The organism is Novosphingobium sp., from assembly GCF_024642085.1.
Taxonomy (GTDB): Bacteria; Pseudomonadota; Alphaproteobacteria; order Sphingomonadales; family Sphingomonadaceae; genus Novosphingobium.
On record NZ_JAHEBV010000022.1, the window covers coordinates 1 to 14,659 of the forward strand.

Below are 14,659 nucleotides of genomic sequence, written 5' to 3' on the forward strand. Positions count from 1 at the left end.
TCGCGGCTTCACGTTATAGTCGATCACGCGCTTTACGCAGACCAGGGCTTTCATGTGGTTCAAGCCTTTCCCAGAAAATTGACGCATCAGCGCCTAGTTTACGTTTACGGAAACGTCAATCGATCGTTAACCGGCCGGTCAACTGTTCTTTCCGCTCTGCCTTTGCCCTGCATTCCTATGTGGTCAAGTGTCGAATCGGGCAGATCGGAGCTTTGAAGCGCGAAGGCCGGTTCCCAACCAATTCGGGTCGGCCGTTCAGCGTCACGCCGCCTTGCGCACCTCAGCGACGATCTTCTTGGCAGCATCGCCCAGATCGGCGGCCGACACGATCGGCAAGCCCGAACCTTCCAGGATCGCCTTGCCCTGTTCGACGTTGGTCCCTTCCAGGCGAACCACCAGCGGCACCGAAAGGTTGACCTCCTTGGCTGCGGCCACGATCCCGTCAGCAATGATGTCGCACTTCATGATCCCGCCGAAAATGTTGACCAGGATGCCTTTTACCGCCGGATCCTTGAGGATGATCTTGAACGCTGCGGTGACCTTTTCCTTGCTGGCGCCGCCGCCCACATCCAGGAAGTTGGCCGGAAACTCGCCATTCAGTTTGATGATGTCCATGGTTGCCATGGCCAGGCCCGCACCGTTGACCATGCAGCCGATGTTCCCATCAAGCTTGATATAGGCCAGATCATACTTGCTGGCTTCGATTTCGGCCGGGTCTTCCTCGGTCTCGTCGCGCAGCGCCAGCACATCGGGATGGCGGTACAATGCATTGCCGTCAAAGCTCATCTTGGTGTCGAGCACCAGCAGCTTGCCGTCGCATTCGGCCAAGGGGTTGATCTCGATCATCTCGCAGTCAAGCGCCTGGAAGGCATCGTACAGCTGCTTGCCCAGCACCTGCGCCTGCTTGGCCAGATCACCCTTCAGCTTTAGCCCGAAGGCCAGCGCTCGGCCATGGTGCGGCATGAACCCTTGGGCCGGATCGATGGTGATGGTGGCAATCTTTTCGGGCGTGTCGTGGGCCACATCCTCGATGCTCATGCCGCCTTCGGTACTGGCGATCATGGCAATCCGCCCGGTCGCCCGGTCGACCAGCATCGACAGGTAGTATTCCTTGCCGATGTCGACACCGTCGGTGATGTACAGCCGGTTGACCTGCTTACCGGCATCGCCGGTCTGGATGGTCACCAGTGTGTTGCCCAGCATGTCCTTGGCATGGGCCTCAACCTCGTCCAGGCTTTTGGCCAGGCGCACGCCGCCCTTGGCACCCGCTGGCAGTTCCTTGAACGTGCCCTTGCCGCGGCCGCCTGCGTGAATCTGCGATTTGACCACGTAGAGCGGGCCGGGGAGCTGCTTGGCGGCGTCGACCGCTTCGGCTACCGTCATCGCGGCAATCCCCTTGGGAATGGCGATGCCAAACTTTGCCAGCAGTTCCTTGCCTTGGTATTCGTGGATATTCATCGACAGTCTCCTAAGGGGAGCAAGGCTGCAAAGGCCTTGGCGCGCCGTGGGCCTAAGCACAGTGCGGCAGGGTTGAAAAGGCCCACAAACAGGGCAAGCGGAAGAAATATGAACGCCAGTTGCGAACCATTATCACAAACGCCCGAGGCAAGGTGATCGATCGCGCTCGCCTTGAAGCAATCGTGCGAGAAGCCGGACGCATCGCCCTGGCGCGCTGGCCAGGCCACGGCCATGCACTGGAAAGCTGGGAAAAGAAGCCCGGCGATCCCGTTAGTGAGGCCGATATGGCGGTCGACGCGTTTCTTAAGCGCGAACTGGGCGCCCTTTTACCTTCGGCGGGGTGGTTGTCGGAAGAAACGATTGATGCCCCGCATCGGCTGGAGGGCGGCTTGTTATGGCTGGTCGACCCGGTTGACGGCACCCGGGATTTCATTCGCGGGCGGCCCGGCTGGGCGGTGTCGGTTGCGCTGATCAATACCGGTCGCCCGCTGATCGGCATGCTCGCTGCGCCGGCGCGGGACGAGTTCTGGCTGGCCGAAGCCGGTAAAGGTGCCTGGCGCAACGAAGCGCGGCTCATCGCCAGCACGCGCCAGGAGCTGAGCGGAGCGCGCGTACCGGCAGAAGCCCTGCCCAAAATGGAAATCGAACTGACCCGCGTCGATCAACCCAACTCGATTGCGCTGCGCATGGCGATGGTCGCCGCAGATGAGGCCGACATGGTCGCCACGCTGCGCTGGGGGTATGAGTGGGATATCGGTGCCGCTGCCCTGATCGCGCGCGAGGCGGGAGCAGCGGTTACCGACGTGTTCGGCCAGCCGCTCAATTTCAACAAACGTGATCCGCGCGCCTTTGGAGTATTGGCCACATCGCCGGGTATTCACGGCGCAGCGGTGGCCTGGCTGGCATCACGCGCGAAAGACCTTGCCGGTTAACGCCGGCCATTAAGTTCAAGTTGCGATGCCCGCAGACCAAATGTCTTGCGAAATGTCCGACTGAGATGGGCCGAATCGGCAAAGCCCGCCAAGTGCGCCGCTTCGGTCAGGGAATGACCCGCAGCATAGCACGCCACTGCTCGTTCCAGGCGTAGCCACAGGACAAAGGCCTTGAACGGCAAGCCGGTTTCTTCGGCGAAGAGGTGGCGGGCACGGCTGGGAGAAAGGCAGGCAATGCCCGCAGCCGAGGCCAGCTTGACAGCGCCATCCAGATTGGTCCGGACATAGTCAATCATCGCTTTGACCTTGGCATTCAGGTCGGCGGGACGAGCCTCGCCGCCAAGCGCTGCAAGCAGCGCGTAGCCAATCGTGATGAAATCGCCATCGGGGCTGTCTGCGGCATGGCATGCCAGCAAATCTGCAATGGCCGGTGCGAAAGGAGCAGGATCCAAATCGGTCATAGGCGATCCATCGGCAAATCGGGCTGAAATAGCCCTCCCAGCCGTGCTTTCCGGCTCGACGAACAGGAACGCCACTTTGCCGTACGCCGCGAACCCATGCTGATGGTCTGCTGCGACGGCCGAAACCGGTCCCTTGCGGACCCGGGCGTGATCGCTGAGCAGAAAGGCCCCTTCGAGCGACAACGTTATTTGATGGGCATGGTGTGCGTGCAGCGAAGTGCCCGCTTCCTTGCCATCCGAAACGAGGACCCACAGGCTCGCGCCTTCCCAAACCAAAATCCGTCCACGTCCGGCAACACGCATGCAACAATACTATCGCTATTGCGCCAAAATGTCTCTGCTTTGCAGATTAGCCTCTTCGTTCAAGCCAACTAGCCCGGAAAGGGGGAAAGAACAGACACCGCCAATCAAGGAAGGAAACTCTCATGGCCAACCAATGTAAATGCAATCCCTGCCGCTGCCAGCCCACTGGCGAGTGCAAGTCGAAGGCCGCTCAGCAAGCGTGCCGCTGCGGGCCTGAATGCAGCTGCGGTCAAAGCTGCGACTGCGCTGACAAGGTAGCGGTTTGAATATTAAAAGAGGGCCGGTGTTGCCACCGGCCCTCGTTTTCATGCGTTAAGCTGACGCGATCAGGTTCGCGCTTACTGCGCCGCCTTGGCCGCAGCGACATCTTCCTGAGTGATGGGAACGATCTTGATTTCAACCCGGCGATTCATCGGTTCGGCCACGCCGTCACCGGTTTGCACCTTCAGCTGGGTTTCACCGTATCCGTACCAGCGAATACGAGCGGCCGGCACGCCGCGGCCGATCAGATAGTTGGCCACAGCGCGTGCGCGGTTTTCCGACAGGACCTGGTTGGACGAGGTCGAGCCAACCGTGTCGGTATAGCCATAAACGTCGATAAGGCTGTCCGGGTACTGCACCATCGATGCAGCAACCTTGTCCAGCGTCGTCTGGAACGTGGGCGAAATGGCATAGCTGCCGGTCGCAAATGTCACGCCGTCCGGCAGGTTGACCAGAATGGCCTTGCCGCCGTCGGTTTCGGTCACATCGACGCCCGAACCGGCAGTCTGCTCCTTCAGTTCCTTGATCTGCTGGTCCATCTTGTAGCCGACCACGCCGCCCGCCACGCCGCCAACGCCTGCACCGATGATCCGTCCGGTCTTGCCGCCGATCAGGCCGCCCAGAAGCGCACCGGCAACCGCCCCGCCGACGCCGCCGATAGCGGTGCGCGAAACCTTCTTTTCACCCGTGTTGGGATCGGTGACACAGGCTGAGGTAAACAGCAGTGCAGAAGCGGCTACGCTCGAGACGAGCAAACGCGATTTGATCATGATCAGGGCCTTCCCTTTTTGTACAATTGTGCACATTACTAATGTGATTTGCGAACTTGACCAGTGATGAACGCGCTCGCGTCCAAACACGTGGTTACAGTGGGCTAACGCACACCCTTCGCCTTTGTTCCAGTTTCTGCTAGCGCGTCGCGGTGACACCTTTTCCCTGGACCGACGTAGTCATCATCGCAGGCCTGATCCTGCTCAACGGCCTGTTCGCGATGAGCGAACTGGCGATCGTCTCTGCGCGCCCGGCCCGGCTCAAGGTCGCGGCAGAAAAGGGCAGCCGCGGGGCCAGGACCGCGCTCGCGCTGGCTGGCGATCCGGGCAAGCTCTTGTCGACTGCGCAGATCGGCATAACCCTGATCGGGATCATTGCAGGTGCTTATTCAGGCGCCAGCCTGGGCGGCCCAATCGGGCAGAGGCTGCTGGCGCTCGGCGTGCCCGACCGCTGGGCGCCCGAGGCCGGATTTGCCATCGCCATTGCCGTAACCACGTATTTCAGCCTGGTCGTGGGTGAATTGGTTCCCAAGCAGATCGCCCTGCGCGCGGCAGAATCGCTCGCCACGCTGGCTGCTCCGGCAATGGCCGGCCTAAGCCGGGTTACCGCGCCGCTGGTCTGGGTGCTGGATCGTTCGTCCTCGCTCTTGTTGCGGCTGACCGGGCTAACCCACGGGGGGGAACATACCCTGACTGCCGATGAATTGCAGATGGTCTTTGCCGAAGCGACCCGATCGGGCGTGATTGAAGAGGACGAGCGCCAGATCATGACGGGGATCATGCGGCTGGCCGACCGTCCGGTGCGCGAAGTGATGACCCCGCGTACCGAGCTCGACACCATCGACCGCAAGGCGAGCGAAGACGATATACGCGCCGCGATCAAGGCCAGCCCACATTCGCTGCTGCCGGTCGCCGATGGTTCGCCCGACAATATCGTCGGGGTGGTCAAGGTGAAGGACGTGCTGGCGGTGCTGCTGGCGGGCAAGCGCGTGCAGCTGACGCGGCTGATGAAAAAGGCCGAGATCGTCCCCGACCAGCTCGACGCGATGGACGCGCTGCGGATGCTGCAGCAATCGGGCGTGTCGATGGCGCTGGTCCACGACGAATACGGCCATCTGGAAGGCGTAGTGACTCCGGCGGACCTGCTTTCGGCAATTGTCGGCACCTTTGCCAGTCACCAGGATGAAGGCGATTCGCCGCTGCTGGTAGAGCGCGACGACGGCAGCTTGCTGATCGCGGGAGCGCTCCCGGCTGATGCGATGGCTGACCGGCTGGGCATCGATCTGCCTGAAACCCGCGACTATGCCACGGCGGCCGGATTCGTGCTGTCGGTGATGAAGCGCCTGCCGAACGAGGGCGAGCATTTTGCCGAGCAAGGCTGGCGGTTTGAAATCGTCGACATGGATGGCCGCAAGATCGACAAGCTGCTGGTCTGCGAATGCACCCGCGCGCCTACGCCGGTTTCGGGCGATCGTTGATCAAAAGAAAAGGGCCCGCAAAAGCGAGCCCTTGTTCTGCAGTCCGGTCCCCGGGGGGGGGAAGGCGTCTTAGTTTCCGGCGGACACCTGCGCTTCGCGTCCATCGCCCTGCGGCGCTGCGATAATGTCGCGGGTGACGCTGCCCTTGTAAACTGTTGCCGTGGCCGGATCGCCCACGGTGGAGCGGATCGACGGCGCCGCGATGCCGGCCTTGCCGTCCACCGACGATTCGACCGAGCTGCGCGCGGCGGCAGGGCCGAACAACGCTTCCTGCGCCTGCTGGGCCGTGCTGGCATCGACCGGGCGCGGGGCGCCGGGGGCGGGCGGAGTCAGTGCGAAATCGGGCGGGATCAACAGCGGGGCCTGGCGCTGCACCGCAAACTCGTCCGGGCGTGAGCGGTTGAACAGCCCGCTCGAGCCGCAGGCCGAAAGCAGTAGCGAAGCGCCAACAAGGCTGGCGATGGCGATCGATTTACGCATGACAGTCAATTCTCCGTCGCGGCCACGGCCGCTTGATCAGGGTGCTTTTCGCTCGAAAGGAAGGAACGGGCAAGAATAATCAGGACGCCGACCGAGATCGCGGCGTCAGCCAGGTTGAAGATGTAGAAATGACGCGCGCCGATGTGAAAATCGGCGAAATCGATGACGTGCCCAAACAGCGCCCGGTCGCGGATGTTACCCATCGCTCCGCCCAGCACCAGCCCCAGAGGCACGATATCGACCAGCCTGCGTTCGCGCAGCAGCCACACCAGCACGGCCAGCGCGATCGCCCCGGTCAACGCGACCAGCAGCCAGCGCATCTCCATTGAATCGGCGGTCAGCAGCCCCATCGACACGCCGAAGTTCGATGTGCGGGTAAGGTTGAAAAACGCGGTGAGCACGATCTGCTTGCCGTCCTCGTCCAGCCCGAGGATGTCGGTGACATAGGCCTTGGTCCGCAGGTCAAGCACCAGCACCAGCGCGGCAAGCGCGAGGCCGATCAGGCGGTTGCGGAGTGGCGAGGCGCTCATGAAGCGGCGTCCATGCCCGCCACGACCTGATCGCAGCGTGAACACAGCGCGCCGTCCTCGGTCACTTCAGGCAGATGCCGCCAGCAGCGGCCGCACTTGTGGTTGGTGGTGCGGCTTATTGCCAGCGCGTCACCCCGGGTGACCGATGATACGATGAACAGTTCGGCCAGATCGACATCGCTGGCATCGCCGGCATAGGTCACCGCCGCTTCAAGGCTCGATCCGATTACCTTGTCCCGCCGCAGGGGTTCGATCTGCTCGTTGACGGCCGCGCGCGCGGCGCGCAGCGCTTCCCATTTCGCCAGGTCGACCTTGGCATCAACGAAGATGCTGGGCCACTCCAGCAGGTGGACGCTGCCTTCGCCGGGATGGCGGGTTCCCCACACTTCCTCGGCGGTGTACACCAGCACCGGCGCGGCCCAGCGGACCAGCGCATGGAACAGCGTGTCGAGCACCGTGCGATAGGCCATGCGTTTGGGATCGTCCGCCGCGTCGCAATAGAGGCTGTCCTTGCGCACGTCGAAGAAGAAGGCCGACAAATCCTCGTTGCAGAAATCGGTCAGGGTGCGCACGTAAGTGTTGAAATCGTAGGTATCGACCGCTTCACGCAAAGTCGCATCCATCCGCGCCAGCAGCGCCAGAATGTAGCGCTCCAGCTCGGGCATGGCCTCCACCGGCACACGCTCAGCCTCGCTGAACCCGTCCAGCGCGCCGAGCAGATAGCGGAAGGTGTTGCGCAGCTTGCGGTACTGGTCGGACACGCCTTTGAGGATTTCATCGCCGATGCGGTGATCCTCGGTGAAATCGACCGACAGCGCCCACAGCCGGATGATGTCCGCGCCGTAGGTTTCCATGACCTTGATCGGGTCGATGGTGTTGCCCAGCGACTTGGACATCTTCATGCCCTTGGCGTCCATGGTGAAGCCGTGGGTGAGGATCCGGTCATAGGGCGCGCGGCCGCGCGTGGCGCAGCTTTCCAGCAGGCTCGACTGGAACCAGCCGCGGTGCTGGTCGCTGCCTTCGACATAGATGTCGGCCGGCCATGACAGGTCGGGCCAGCGCCCGCTGTCCAGCACATAGGCGTGGCTGGTGCCGCTATCGAACCACACGTCGAGAATGTCGGGTACGGCCTCCCACTCGTCATGTTCATAGTCATCGCCCAGGAAGCTGTGCGCGGTTTCCGGCGTCCAGGCGTCGATGCCCTGTTCCTTCACCGCGGCGACGATGCGCGCGTTGACCGCCTCGTCGACCAGGTATTCGCCGGTCTTGCGGCCCACAAACAGCGTGATCGGCACGCCCCACGCGCGCTGGCGGCTTAGCACCCAATCGGGCCGCCCGGCCACCATCGAACCGATACGGTTGCGGCCCTTGTCGGGGGTGAACTGTACGCGCTCGATTTCGCTGGTCGCGGTTTCGCGCAGCGTGCGCCCGTCGGCGAGCGGCTTGTCCATCGGCACGAACCACTGCGGGGTGCAGCGGTAGATCACCTTGGCTTTGGAGCGCCACGAGTGCGGGTAGGAATGCTTGTAGTCCGCGCTCGCCGCCAGCAGACAGCCCGTCTCGCGCAGGTCCGCACAGATCGGCCCGTCGGGGGCATTGAACTTCGGGTTGATGACCGAGCCTTGCCCGCCGAGCCAGACCCAGTCCTCACGGTACTTGCCATCGCCTTCGACCGCGAACTTCGGGTTCAGTCCGTGCGCCTTGCACAGCTCGAAGTCGTCCTCGCCGTGGTCGGGGGCCATGTGGACGAGGCCCGTGCCGCTGTCGGTGGTGACAAAATCGCCAGGGAGCATCGGACGCGGTTCGGCAAAGAACCCGTCGAGGTGGTGCATCGGGTGGCGGGCGTACGCGCGAAGAAACGACCCGTCTCTTACAGCTTCCTCACTCTCGATGACGAGGTTTGTGCGCTTAGCAAAATCGCCTAGCAGCTTGTTTGCGACCACAAATCGGCCGGCAGAAGTTGAGATATGTGAATAGTCAACGTCTGGCCCATAAGCCAACGCTTGATTGACGGGAATCGTCCAAGGTGTGGTCGTCCAAATTACGGCCTTTGCTCCAACCAGATGCTTCGCGTTCGGCGACTCAACAATCTCAAACGCCACATCGATCTGCGTCGAGACCACATCCTCGTACTCGACCTCAGCCTCGGCCAGCGCGGTTTTCTCCACTGGCGACCACATCACCGGCTTGGCTCCGCGGTACAATTGCCCGCTGGTGGCAAACTTTAGCAGTTCGGCAACGATCGTCGCCTCGCTTTCGGGCTGCATGGTCAGGTAGGGGTTGTCCCAGTCGGCCATCACGCCGAGCCGCTTCAATTGTTCGCGCTGCACGTCGACCCAGTGCTGGGCATAGGCGCGGCATTCGGCGCGGAATTCGAGCAAGGGCACTTCGTCCTTGTCGAGCTTCTTCTTGCGGTACTGCTCCTCGACCTTCCATTCGATCGGCAGGCCGTGGCAATCCCAGCCCGGCACATAGGGCGCGTTCTTGCCCAGCAGGTTCTGCGTGCGGCAGACCATGTCCTTGATCGTGTGGTTCAGCGCGTGGCCGATGTGCATGTCGCCGTTCGCGTACGGAGGGCCATCATGGTACATGAAGGTTTCGCGGCCGCGGCGGGCATCGCGCAGCTGTTCGTACAGCTTTTCGGCTTCCCAGCGCGCGGCAATGATCGGCTCCTTTTGGGGCAGGCCGGCTTTCATCGGGAAGTCTGTCTTCGGCAGGAAGACGGTGTCTCTGTAATCGCGCTGTTCAGTCATGGCGGGCGGGCCTTAGCCGGGGGCGCGGCATTGCGCTAGTCCCGCGCCTTGCGGCGGCGTTCGATCTCGCGCAGCAGTTCGGCCTGTTCCACCGGGTTGCGCTTGTTCAGCGCCGGATGCAGCGCGGGGCCAATGGCATAGATATCATCAACCCAGACGAAGCCGTTGAAGCCCACCGGGATGTCGCCAATCTGTTCGGGCAGGTCCAGTCCCATCGGCTTGTGCGCACCGGTCGGGCCGATCAGCAGCACATGCGCACCGGCCGCTTCCATCCGTGCAATCAGGCGATTGGGCCAGCCTGCGAAAAGGAATTGCCGGTTGAGCGGGATTGCGATGGTGCCGTTTTGGCATGTGGCGGGGGTCAGCCCAAGCCAGCCTTGGGACAGATAGGACCGGGTGCAGGCTTCGACCGCGTCGTCGCTATAAGACCAGACCTTGGGCCAGGCTGCGCGGATTGGCGCAAGAATTGTCGCAGGACCCGAAAATCCGTCGCGCCGTTCGGCCGGATCGCGTCCCGCCGCTTTGAGCGCGGCGACCAGTCTTTCGCCCAGCACGGGATCCGTCCCGCGTAGGTTGTAGAGCAGTGCAGTCTGCGGAGCGGCAGCCAGGGCCTCGTCCAGGGTCGGAATCAGCGCCTTTCCCTTGCCCCGCAGCGGAAACGTCTTACCCCCGTCAGCGCTGTAGCCGTAACCCGCGTCAAGTGCCTTGAGCCTGGCCAGTGTCGCGGCGGTAATCTTGCCGGTGCCATCAGTCCGGCAGCCGAGGTCTTCATCGTGAAACAGCACGAGCTGCCCGTCCGCGCTTTGTGCAACGTCGATCTCGATCATCTGCGCGCCAAGCCGCTGCGCCTGATAAAGCGAAGGGGCAGTATTTTCGATCAGATCAGTCACTGGCTGCTCGATCAAGGTTGCTGTGCAAGCCGTCGCGGCGGAATTGGCCCGACCAAACTGCTGCATCACGCCGCGATGGGCAATCAGCTTGACCCCGCCGCGCGGTGTCGGGGCAAGCCAGCTGGCATTGAATACGGTCATCGCCAGAAAGGAGAAAGCCAGCACTTGCGCTGCACGCCTGGCCCACATCTTCACGCCAACAGCGCCCGGGCCTGTGCGCAATCGGCATCGATTTGTGTGACCAGTTCATCGATTCCGGTAAACTTTGCCTCACCCCGCAGGAAGTGGTGCAAGGCAACATCGATCTGCTGGCCGTAAAGATCGCCCGCAAAATCGAAGAAGTGCGGCTCCAGCAGTTCCTTGGGCGGATCGAATTGCGGGCGCACTCCCAGATTGGCAGCACCGCACAAGACGCGTCCGTCAGGCAGCGTACCGGTCACCGCATAAACCCCGTAGCGCGGGCGCAGATAGCTATCGAGCGCCAGGTTGGCGGTGGGATAGCCGATCGTCCGCCCCACCTTGTCGCCGTGCTGCACCGTGCCGCGGATCGTGAAGGGGCGGGTCAGCAGGCGTGCAGCGGTCTGGCAATCGCCCGCCTTCAATGCATCCCGGATGCGGCTGGAAGATACCACCTCACCGCCTTCGCTGACCGGCCCGACCGCGCGCGATGCGATCCCGCAGGTAGCGCCCAGATCACGCAGTACCGCTACGTTGCCGCCGCGCCCCTTGCCAAAAGTGAAGTCCTCGCCGGTTACGACGCCCGCTGCACCCAGCCGTTCGCCCAGCAATGAGACGACAAAGTCCTGCGCCGTGGTCCCCGCCAGATCGGCGTTGAAAGCAAAGACCAGCATGGCATCGGCACCAAAGGCAGCGAACAGGTCCTGCCGCTGGTCCAGCGTGGTCAGGCGAAACGGCGGGGCATCGGGCGCAAAATGGCGCACCGGATGGGGATCAAAGGTGGCAATGATCGCCGGGCGGCCCTCGGCCCGCGCCCAGCGCAGCGCTTCGCCCGCCACGGCCTGATGGCCCAGGTGGAACCCATCAAAATTGCCCAGTGCAATCACCGCGCCGCGCAGCGCGCCGGGCATTGGATCACGGGCATCGAGGCGCGGGATCATCACCTGCCTTGCAGCGGTTGCAGCCCGGCGCGGATTACGCGCAGCGCATTCCCGCCCATTACGGCGCGGATCTCGTCCGGGGTAAAACCGGCATCCAGCAAGGCCTGCGTTACCTGGACCAGCTGGCCGGTATCGAACCGCACCGTGGTCGCGCCGTCAAAGTCACTGCCAAGCGCGATGTACTGTACCCCGACCAGGTCCTTTACGTGCTGCATCGCCGTGGCGATGGCGCGCGGATCGGTGTCGCAGACTGCACCTTCCCAATAGCCGATGCCGATAACGCCTTGTGTACGGGCAACGCCCTTCACCTCCTCGTCGGTCAGGTTTCGGTTGACCTTGCAGGTGGCTTGAACCCCGCCGTGGCTGGATACGACTGGCCGGCGTGCGGCTGCCAGGATGTCGGCAACGCAGGCGTGGCTGCAATGGGCGATGTCGACAATCATCCCCTTGGCTTCCATCGCGGCCATGACCTGACGGCCCAGCGGAGTCATTCCTCCTTTCCGGAGCCCGTGCATCGATCCGGCCAGTTCATTGTCAAAAAAGTGCGCGAGCGACGCCATGCGGAAACCCGCAGCATAAAGCGTGTCGAGATTTTCCACCTTGCCTTCAAGATCCTGCAACCCTTCGATGCTAAGCATGGCACCAACAGGCCGACCCTGGATTCGGCGCTGGCCTTGCAGGCCATCAAGCATGGCGGGCGTCGTCACCTTCGCCAAAGCGCCGCCTGATTGAACCACCGCCCGGTCCAGTTTCGCCGCATGCCACAGTGAGCGCTCCAGCAGCGAACTCCACGTACGGATCGGCTGTAACTGCGCAATCACCAGCGGTGTGATGTTGTCGGTATCGGCGCCATTTGCGTCATAATTCTGGCCGCGCGGGGTTTTCGTCACGCTGGAAAAGACCTGGAGCGAAACGTTGCCTTCTTGCAGTCTGCGCAGGTCTTCGTGCCCGCGCGCGGCCGTGCCGATAAGGCCGCGCTGCCACATCAGCGTGTCGGAATGCAGATCGACGATCTGCAGACTGGCATGCAGCGCCTTCGCCTCGGCGCTGACCGCGATCAGCGGTTTGCCGTCGATGCGGTTCATACTGCTTTCCAGGTATGCCGGTGCAAACCCGAAAAACCCGATCGCCGCTACAGCCAGCAGCACCAGCGGGATCCCTAGTTTCTTTTGCATGGCCTGTTGTCGCTCCCCTTAAACGGAGGGTTTACGCAGCAGCGTTATGAAATCAAACCCCGGTGCGCGTCCGTCACCCGGATGATGTTCACGAAACGTCTCGCTCCACTGGCTGAGGTCAAGCGTTGGAAAGCGGGTATCTCCTGCCGGTTCGGCATGAACCGCCGTCCATTCGATCCGGTCGGCAAGGGGGAGGAACAGGCGGTAGATTTCGGCTCCGCCGATCACCGCGACGTGGGATGAATTGGCGAGCGCCAAAGCCTCGTCGGGGGATCGCGCAACTTCGGCTCCGTCTTCGGCCCAAGCCGGGTCGCGGGTCAGGACGATATGGCGGCGGCCGGGCAACAGGCCGGGAAGCGATTCGAACGTCTTGCGGCCCATCACCATAGGCTTGCCCGCGGTAAGCGCCTTGAAGCGGCGCAGATCGAGCGGCAGGTGCCACGGCATCGTCCCGGCGTTGCCGATAACGCCATTGTCGGCAACCGCTACAACCAGATAGACTTCACCCCGCTTCACCAGCCAAGCCTTGTCACGTGGCCCATTTTGCGTCCTGGCCGGGCTGCAACCTTGCCGTAAAGGTGCAGATGGTTGGCTGGATCGGCCAGAAGCGTATCCCAGTCTTCAGCAGCATCGCCGATGAGGTTGCGCATTTCAACGTGGGCCGAAGTCAGCGCCGTTGCACCCAGGGGAAGGCCGCAAATCGCGCGAATGTGGTTCTCGAACTGGCTGGTCAGCGCGCCTTCGACTGTCCAATGGCCCGAATTGTGAACCCGCGGGGCCATTTCGTTGAACACCGGGCCAGCATCTGTCGCAAAGAACTCAAGCGTAAGCACGCCGACATAGTCGAGCGCATTGGCGGCCTTGGCGGCCAGATCACGTGCCGCGGAAACCTGGGCCTGGACTGCTTGGCTGGCAGGTACCACCGAGCGATCAAGAATGCCGACGTTGTGGGTGTTTTCGGCGCTGTCCCAGAACACCACTGCGCCGTCCCCGCCGCGGCACATAATCACCGAAAACTCAGCAAAAAAGTGGACAAAACCCTCGTATATCAGAGGAATATCGGCGATCCGCACTGCATCGGCATCATGATCCACCATGATCCGCCATTGGCCTTTCCCGTCATAGCCGTCGCGCCGGGTCTTGAGGATGCCCGGCGATCCGACCTCAATCAGCGCAAGGTCCAGATCCTCGGCCGTATCGACTAGGTGGAAGGGGGCGGTGGTGCCGCCCAGTTGGGCTACAAAGCGTTTTTCATTGAGCCGATCCTGCGCAACTTCCAGCGCACGCAAACCCGGCAAGAGCGGCACGTCGCCCAGCGCTTTCAGCGGTGCGACCGGGACGTTTTCAAATTCGTAAGTGATGACTGCACAGTCGGCGGCAAAGGTGGCCATGGCGGCAAGGTCGGTCCAATCGGCGCAGGTGTGCTGGGCGCAGACTTCCGCGGCAATCGAATCGCTTTCTGGTGCAAAAACGTGGCAGCGGTATCCCAGCCGTGCTGCGGCCATGGCAAGCATCCGGCCCAGCTGGCCGCCGCCCAGGATGCCGACTGTCTCCCCCGGCGCAATCACGTCACGCTGGCCTTTCCGCAACGCCGTCAGTCTGCGCGGCTCGGAATGCTTTGAGCCGCTTGGCCAGGGCCGGATCGCCGGTCGCCAGAATTGCGGCCGCTAGCAGACCGGCGTTGGTTGCACCTGCTTCACCGATAGCCAGTGTGCCAACCGGGATTCCGGCCGGCATCTGGACAATAGAAAGCAGACTGTCCTGCCCGCTGAGTGCCTTGGACTGAACTGGCACGCCCAGGACTGGCAAGTGCGTCATGCTCGCTACCATGCCCGGCAGATGCGCCGCGCCGCCGGCCCCGGCGATGATCACCTTGAAACCGGCGTCGGCGGCGCCTTGTGCAAAGTCAATCAGCCGATGAGGGGTGCGATGGGCCGACACAATCCGGGTGTCGTGCGCTACGCCAAGCTTGTCGAGTGCATCGGCGGCGCATTTCATCGTAGCCCAGTCAGACTGGCTGCCCATTACGATGGCGACCGGCGCGCCCATT

14 protein-coding genes are annotated in these 14,659 nt (G+C 62.7%); 2 read left to right on the forward strand and 12 right to left on the reverse strand.

All coding sequences use genetic code 11. From position 1 onward, the window contains the following. Positions 1-261: 261 nt before the first annotated feature. Complete coding sequence (sucC, locus tag Q0L62_RS09880) at positions 262-1,458, reverse strand: ADP-forming succinate--CoA ligase subunit beta (RefSeq protein WP_296679335.1); 1,197 nt, start codon at positions 1,456-1,458, stop codon at positions 262-264. A 152-nt stretch (positions 1,459-1,610) separates the two neighbouring features. Here sucC and Q0L62_RS09885 point away from each other — a divergent pair, with 152 nt between their 5' ends. Next, on the forward strand, positions 1,611-2,390 hold the full coding sequence (locus Q0L62_RS09885; protein WP_296679337.1) for a 3'(2'),5'-bisphosphate nucleotidase CysQ: 780 nt from the start codon (positions 1,611-1,613) through the stop codon (positions 2,388-2,390). On the opposite strand, the gene Q0L62_RS09890 is transcribed toward Q0L62_RS09885, so the two are convergent. Together Q0L62_RS09890 and Q0L62_RS09895 are read right to left on the reverse strand one after the other, a co-directional pair. Then, on the reverse strand, positions 2,387-3,154 hold the full coding sequence (locus Q0L62_RS09890) for a helix-turn-helix transcriptional regulator (RefSeq protein ID WP_296679338.1): 768 nt from the start codon (positions 3,152-3,154) through the stop codon (positions 2,387-2,389). The genes Q0L62_RS09885 and Q0L62_RS09890 overlap by 4 nt on opposite strands. Before the next feature lie 338 nt (positions 3,155-3,492). Then, positions 3,493-4,185 carry an OmpA family protein gene (locus Q0L62_RS09895; protein WP_296679339.1) on the reverse strand — a complete coding sequence of 231 codons (693 nt, stop codon included), beginning with the start codon at positions 4,183-4,185 and terminating at the stop codon, positions 3,493-3,495. Positions 4,186-4,337: 152 nt separating this feature from the next. Here Q0L62_RS09895 and Q0L62_RS09900 point away from each other — a divergent pair, with 152 nt between their 5' ends. Next, a complete protein-coding gene (locus Q0L62_RS09900; RefSeq protein ID WP_296679341.1) occupies positions 4,338-5,663 on the forward strand; it encodes a hemolysin family protein in 1,326 nt (441 codons plus the stop codon). Positions 5,664-5,732: 69 nt separating this feature from the next. Here Q0L62_RS09900 and Q0L62_RS09905 read toward each other — a convergent pair whose 3' ends face one another. From Q0L62_RS09905 to purE, 9 genes are read right to left on the reverse strand one after another with little or no spacing between them, the layout of a single operon-like run. Next, positions 5,733-6,143: a DUF3035 domain-containing protein gene (locus Q0L62_RS09905; protein ID WP_296679342.1), complete on the reverse strand. Its 411-nt coding sequence runs from the start codon at positions 6,141-6,143 to the stop codon at positions 5,733-5,735. Positions 6,144-6,148: 5 nt separating this feature from the next. Further along, positions 6,149-6,673, reverse strand: coding sequence for a signal peptidase II (gene lspA / locus Q0L62_RS09910; protein WP_296679344.1), 525 nt, complete (start codon positions 6,671-6,673; stop codon positions 6,149-6,151). Beyond that, a complete protein-coding gene (gene ileS, locus Q0L62_RS09915; protein WP_296679346.1) occupies positions 6,670-9,426 on the reverse strand; it encodes an isoleucine--tRNA ligase in 2,757 nt (918 codons plus the stop codon). The genes lspA and ileS overlap by 4 nt, the downstream gene beginning before the upstream one ends. 35 nt (positions 9,427-9,461) lie before the next feature. After that, positions 9,462-10,481 carry a glycerophosphodiester phosphodiesterase family protein gene (locus Q0L62_RS09920; RefSeq protein ID WP_296679348.1) on the reverse strand — a complete coding sequence of 340 codons (1,020 nt, stop codon included), beginning with the start codon at positions 10,479-10,481 and terminating at the stop codon, positions 9,462-9,464. A 26-nt stretch (positions 10,482-10,507) separates the two neighbouring features. After that, positions 10,508-11,431 carry a bifunctional riboflavin kinase/FAD synthetase gene (locus tag Q0L62_RS09925; RefSeq protein WP_296679389.1) on the reverse strand — a complete coding sequence of 308 codons (924 nt, stop codon included), beginning with the start codon at positions 11,429-11,431 and terminating at the stop codon, positions 10,508-10,510. Positions 11,432-11,433: 2 nt separating this feature from the next. Next, the gene (locus tag Q0L62_RS09930) at positions 11,434-12,609 is read right to left on the reverse strand and encodes a dipeptidase (RefSeq protein WP_296679350.1); all 1,176 of its coding nucleotides are present in this window, start codon (positions 12,607-12,609) and stop codon (positions 11,434-11,436) included. 18 nt (positions 12,610-12,627) lie between these two features. After that, positions 12,628-13,128 (reverse strand): dihydrofolate reductase, encoded by a 501-nt coding sequence (locus Q0L62_RS09935; protein ID WP_296679391.1) that lies wholly within the window; start codon positions 13,126-13,128, stop codon positions 12,628-12,630. Then, positions 13,122-14,177, reverse strand: a complete 1,056-nt coding sequence (locus Q0L62_RS09940) for a 5-(carboxyamino)imidazole ribonucleotide synthase (RefSeq protein ID WP_296679351.1) — start codon at positions 14,175-14,177, stop codon at positions 13,122-13,124. The genes Q0L62_RS09935 and Q0L62_RS09940 overlap by 7 nt, the downstream gene beginning before the upstream one ends. Before the next feature lies 1 nt (position 14,178). Further along, the gene (purE, locus tag Q0L62_RS09945) at positions 14,179-14,658 is read right to left on the reverse strand and encodes a 5-(carboxyamino)imidazole ribonucleotide mutase (protein ID WP_296679352.1); all 480 of its coding nucleotides are present in this window, start codon (positions 14,656-14,658) and stop codon (positions 14,179-14,181) included. Position 14,659: the final 1 nt, after the last annotated feature.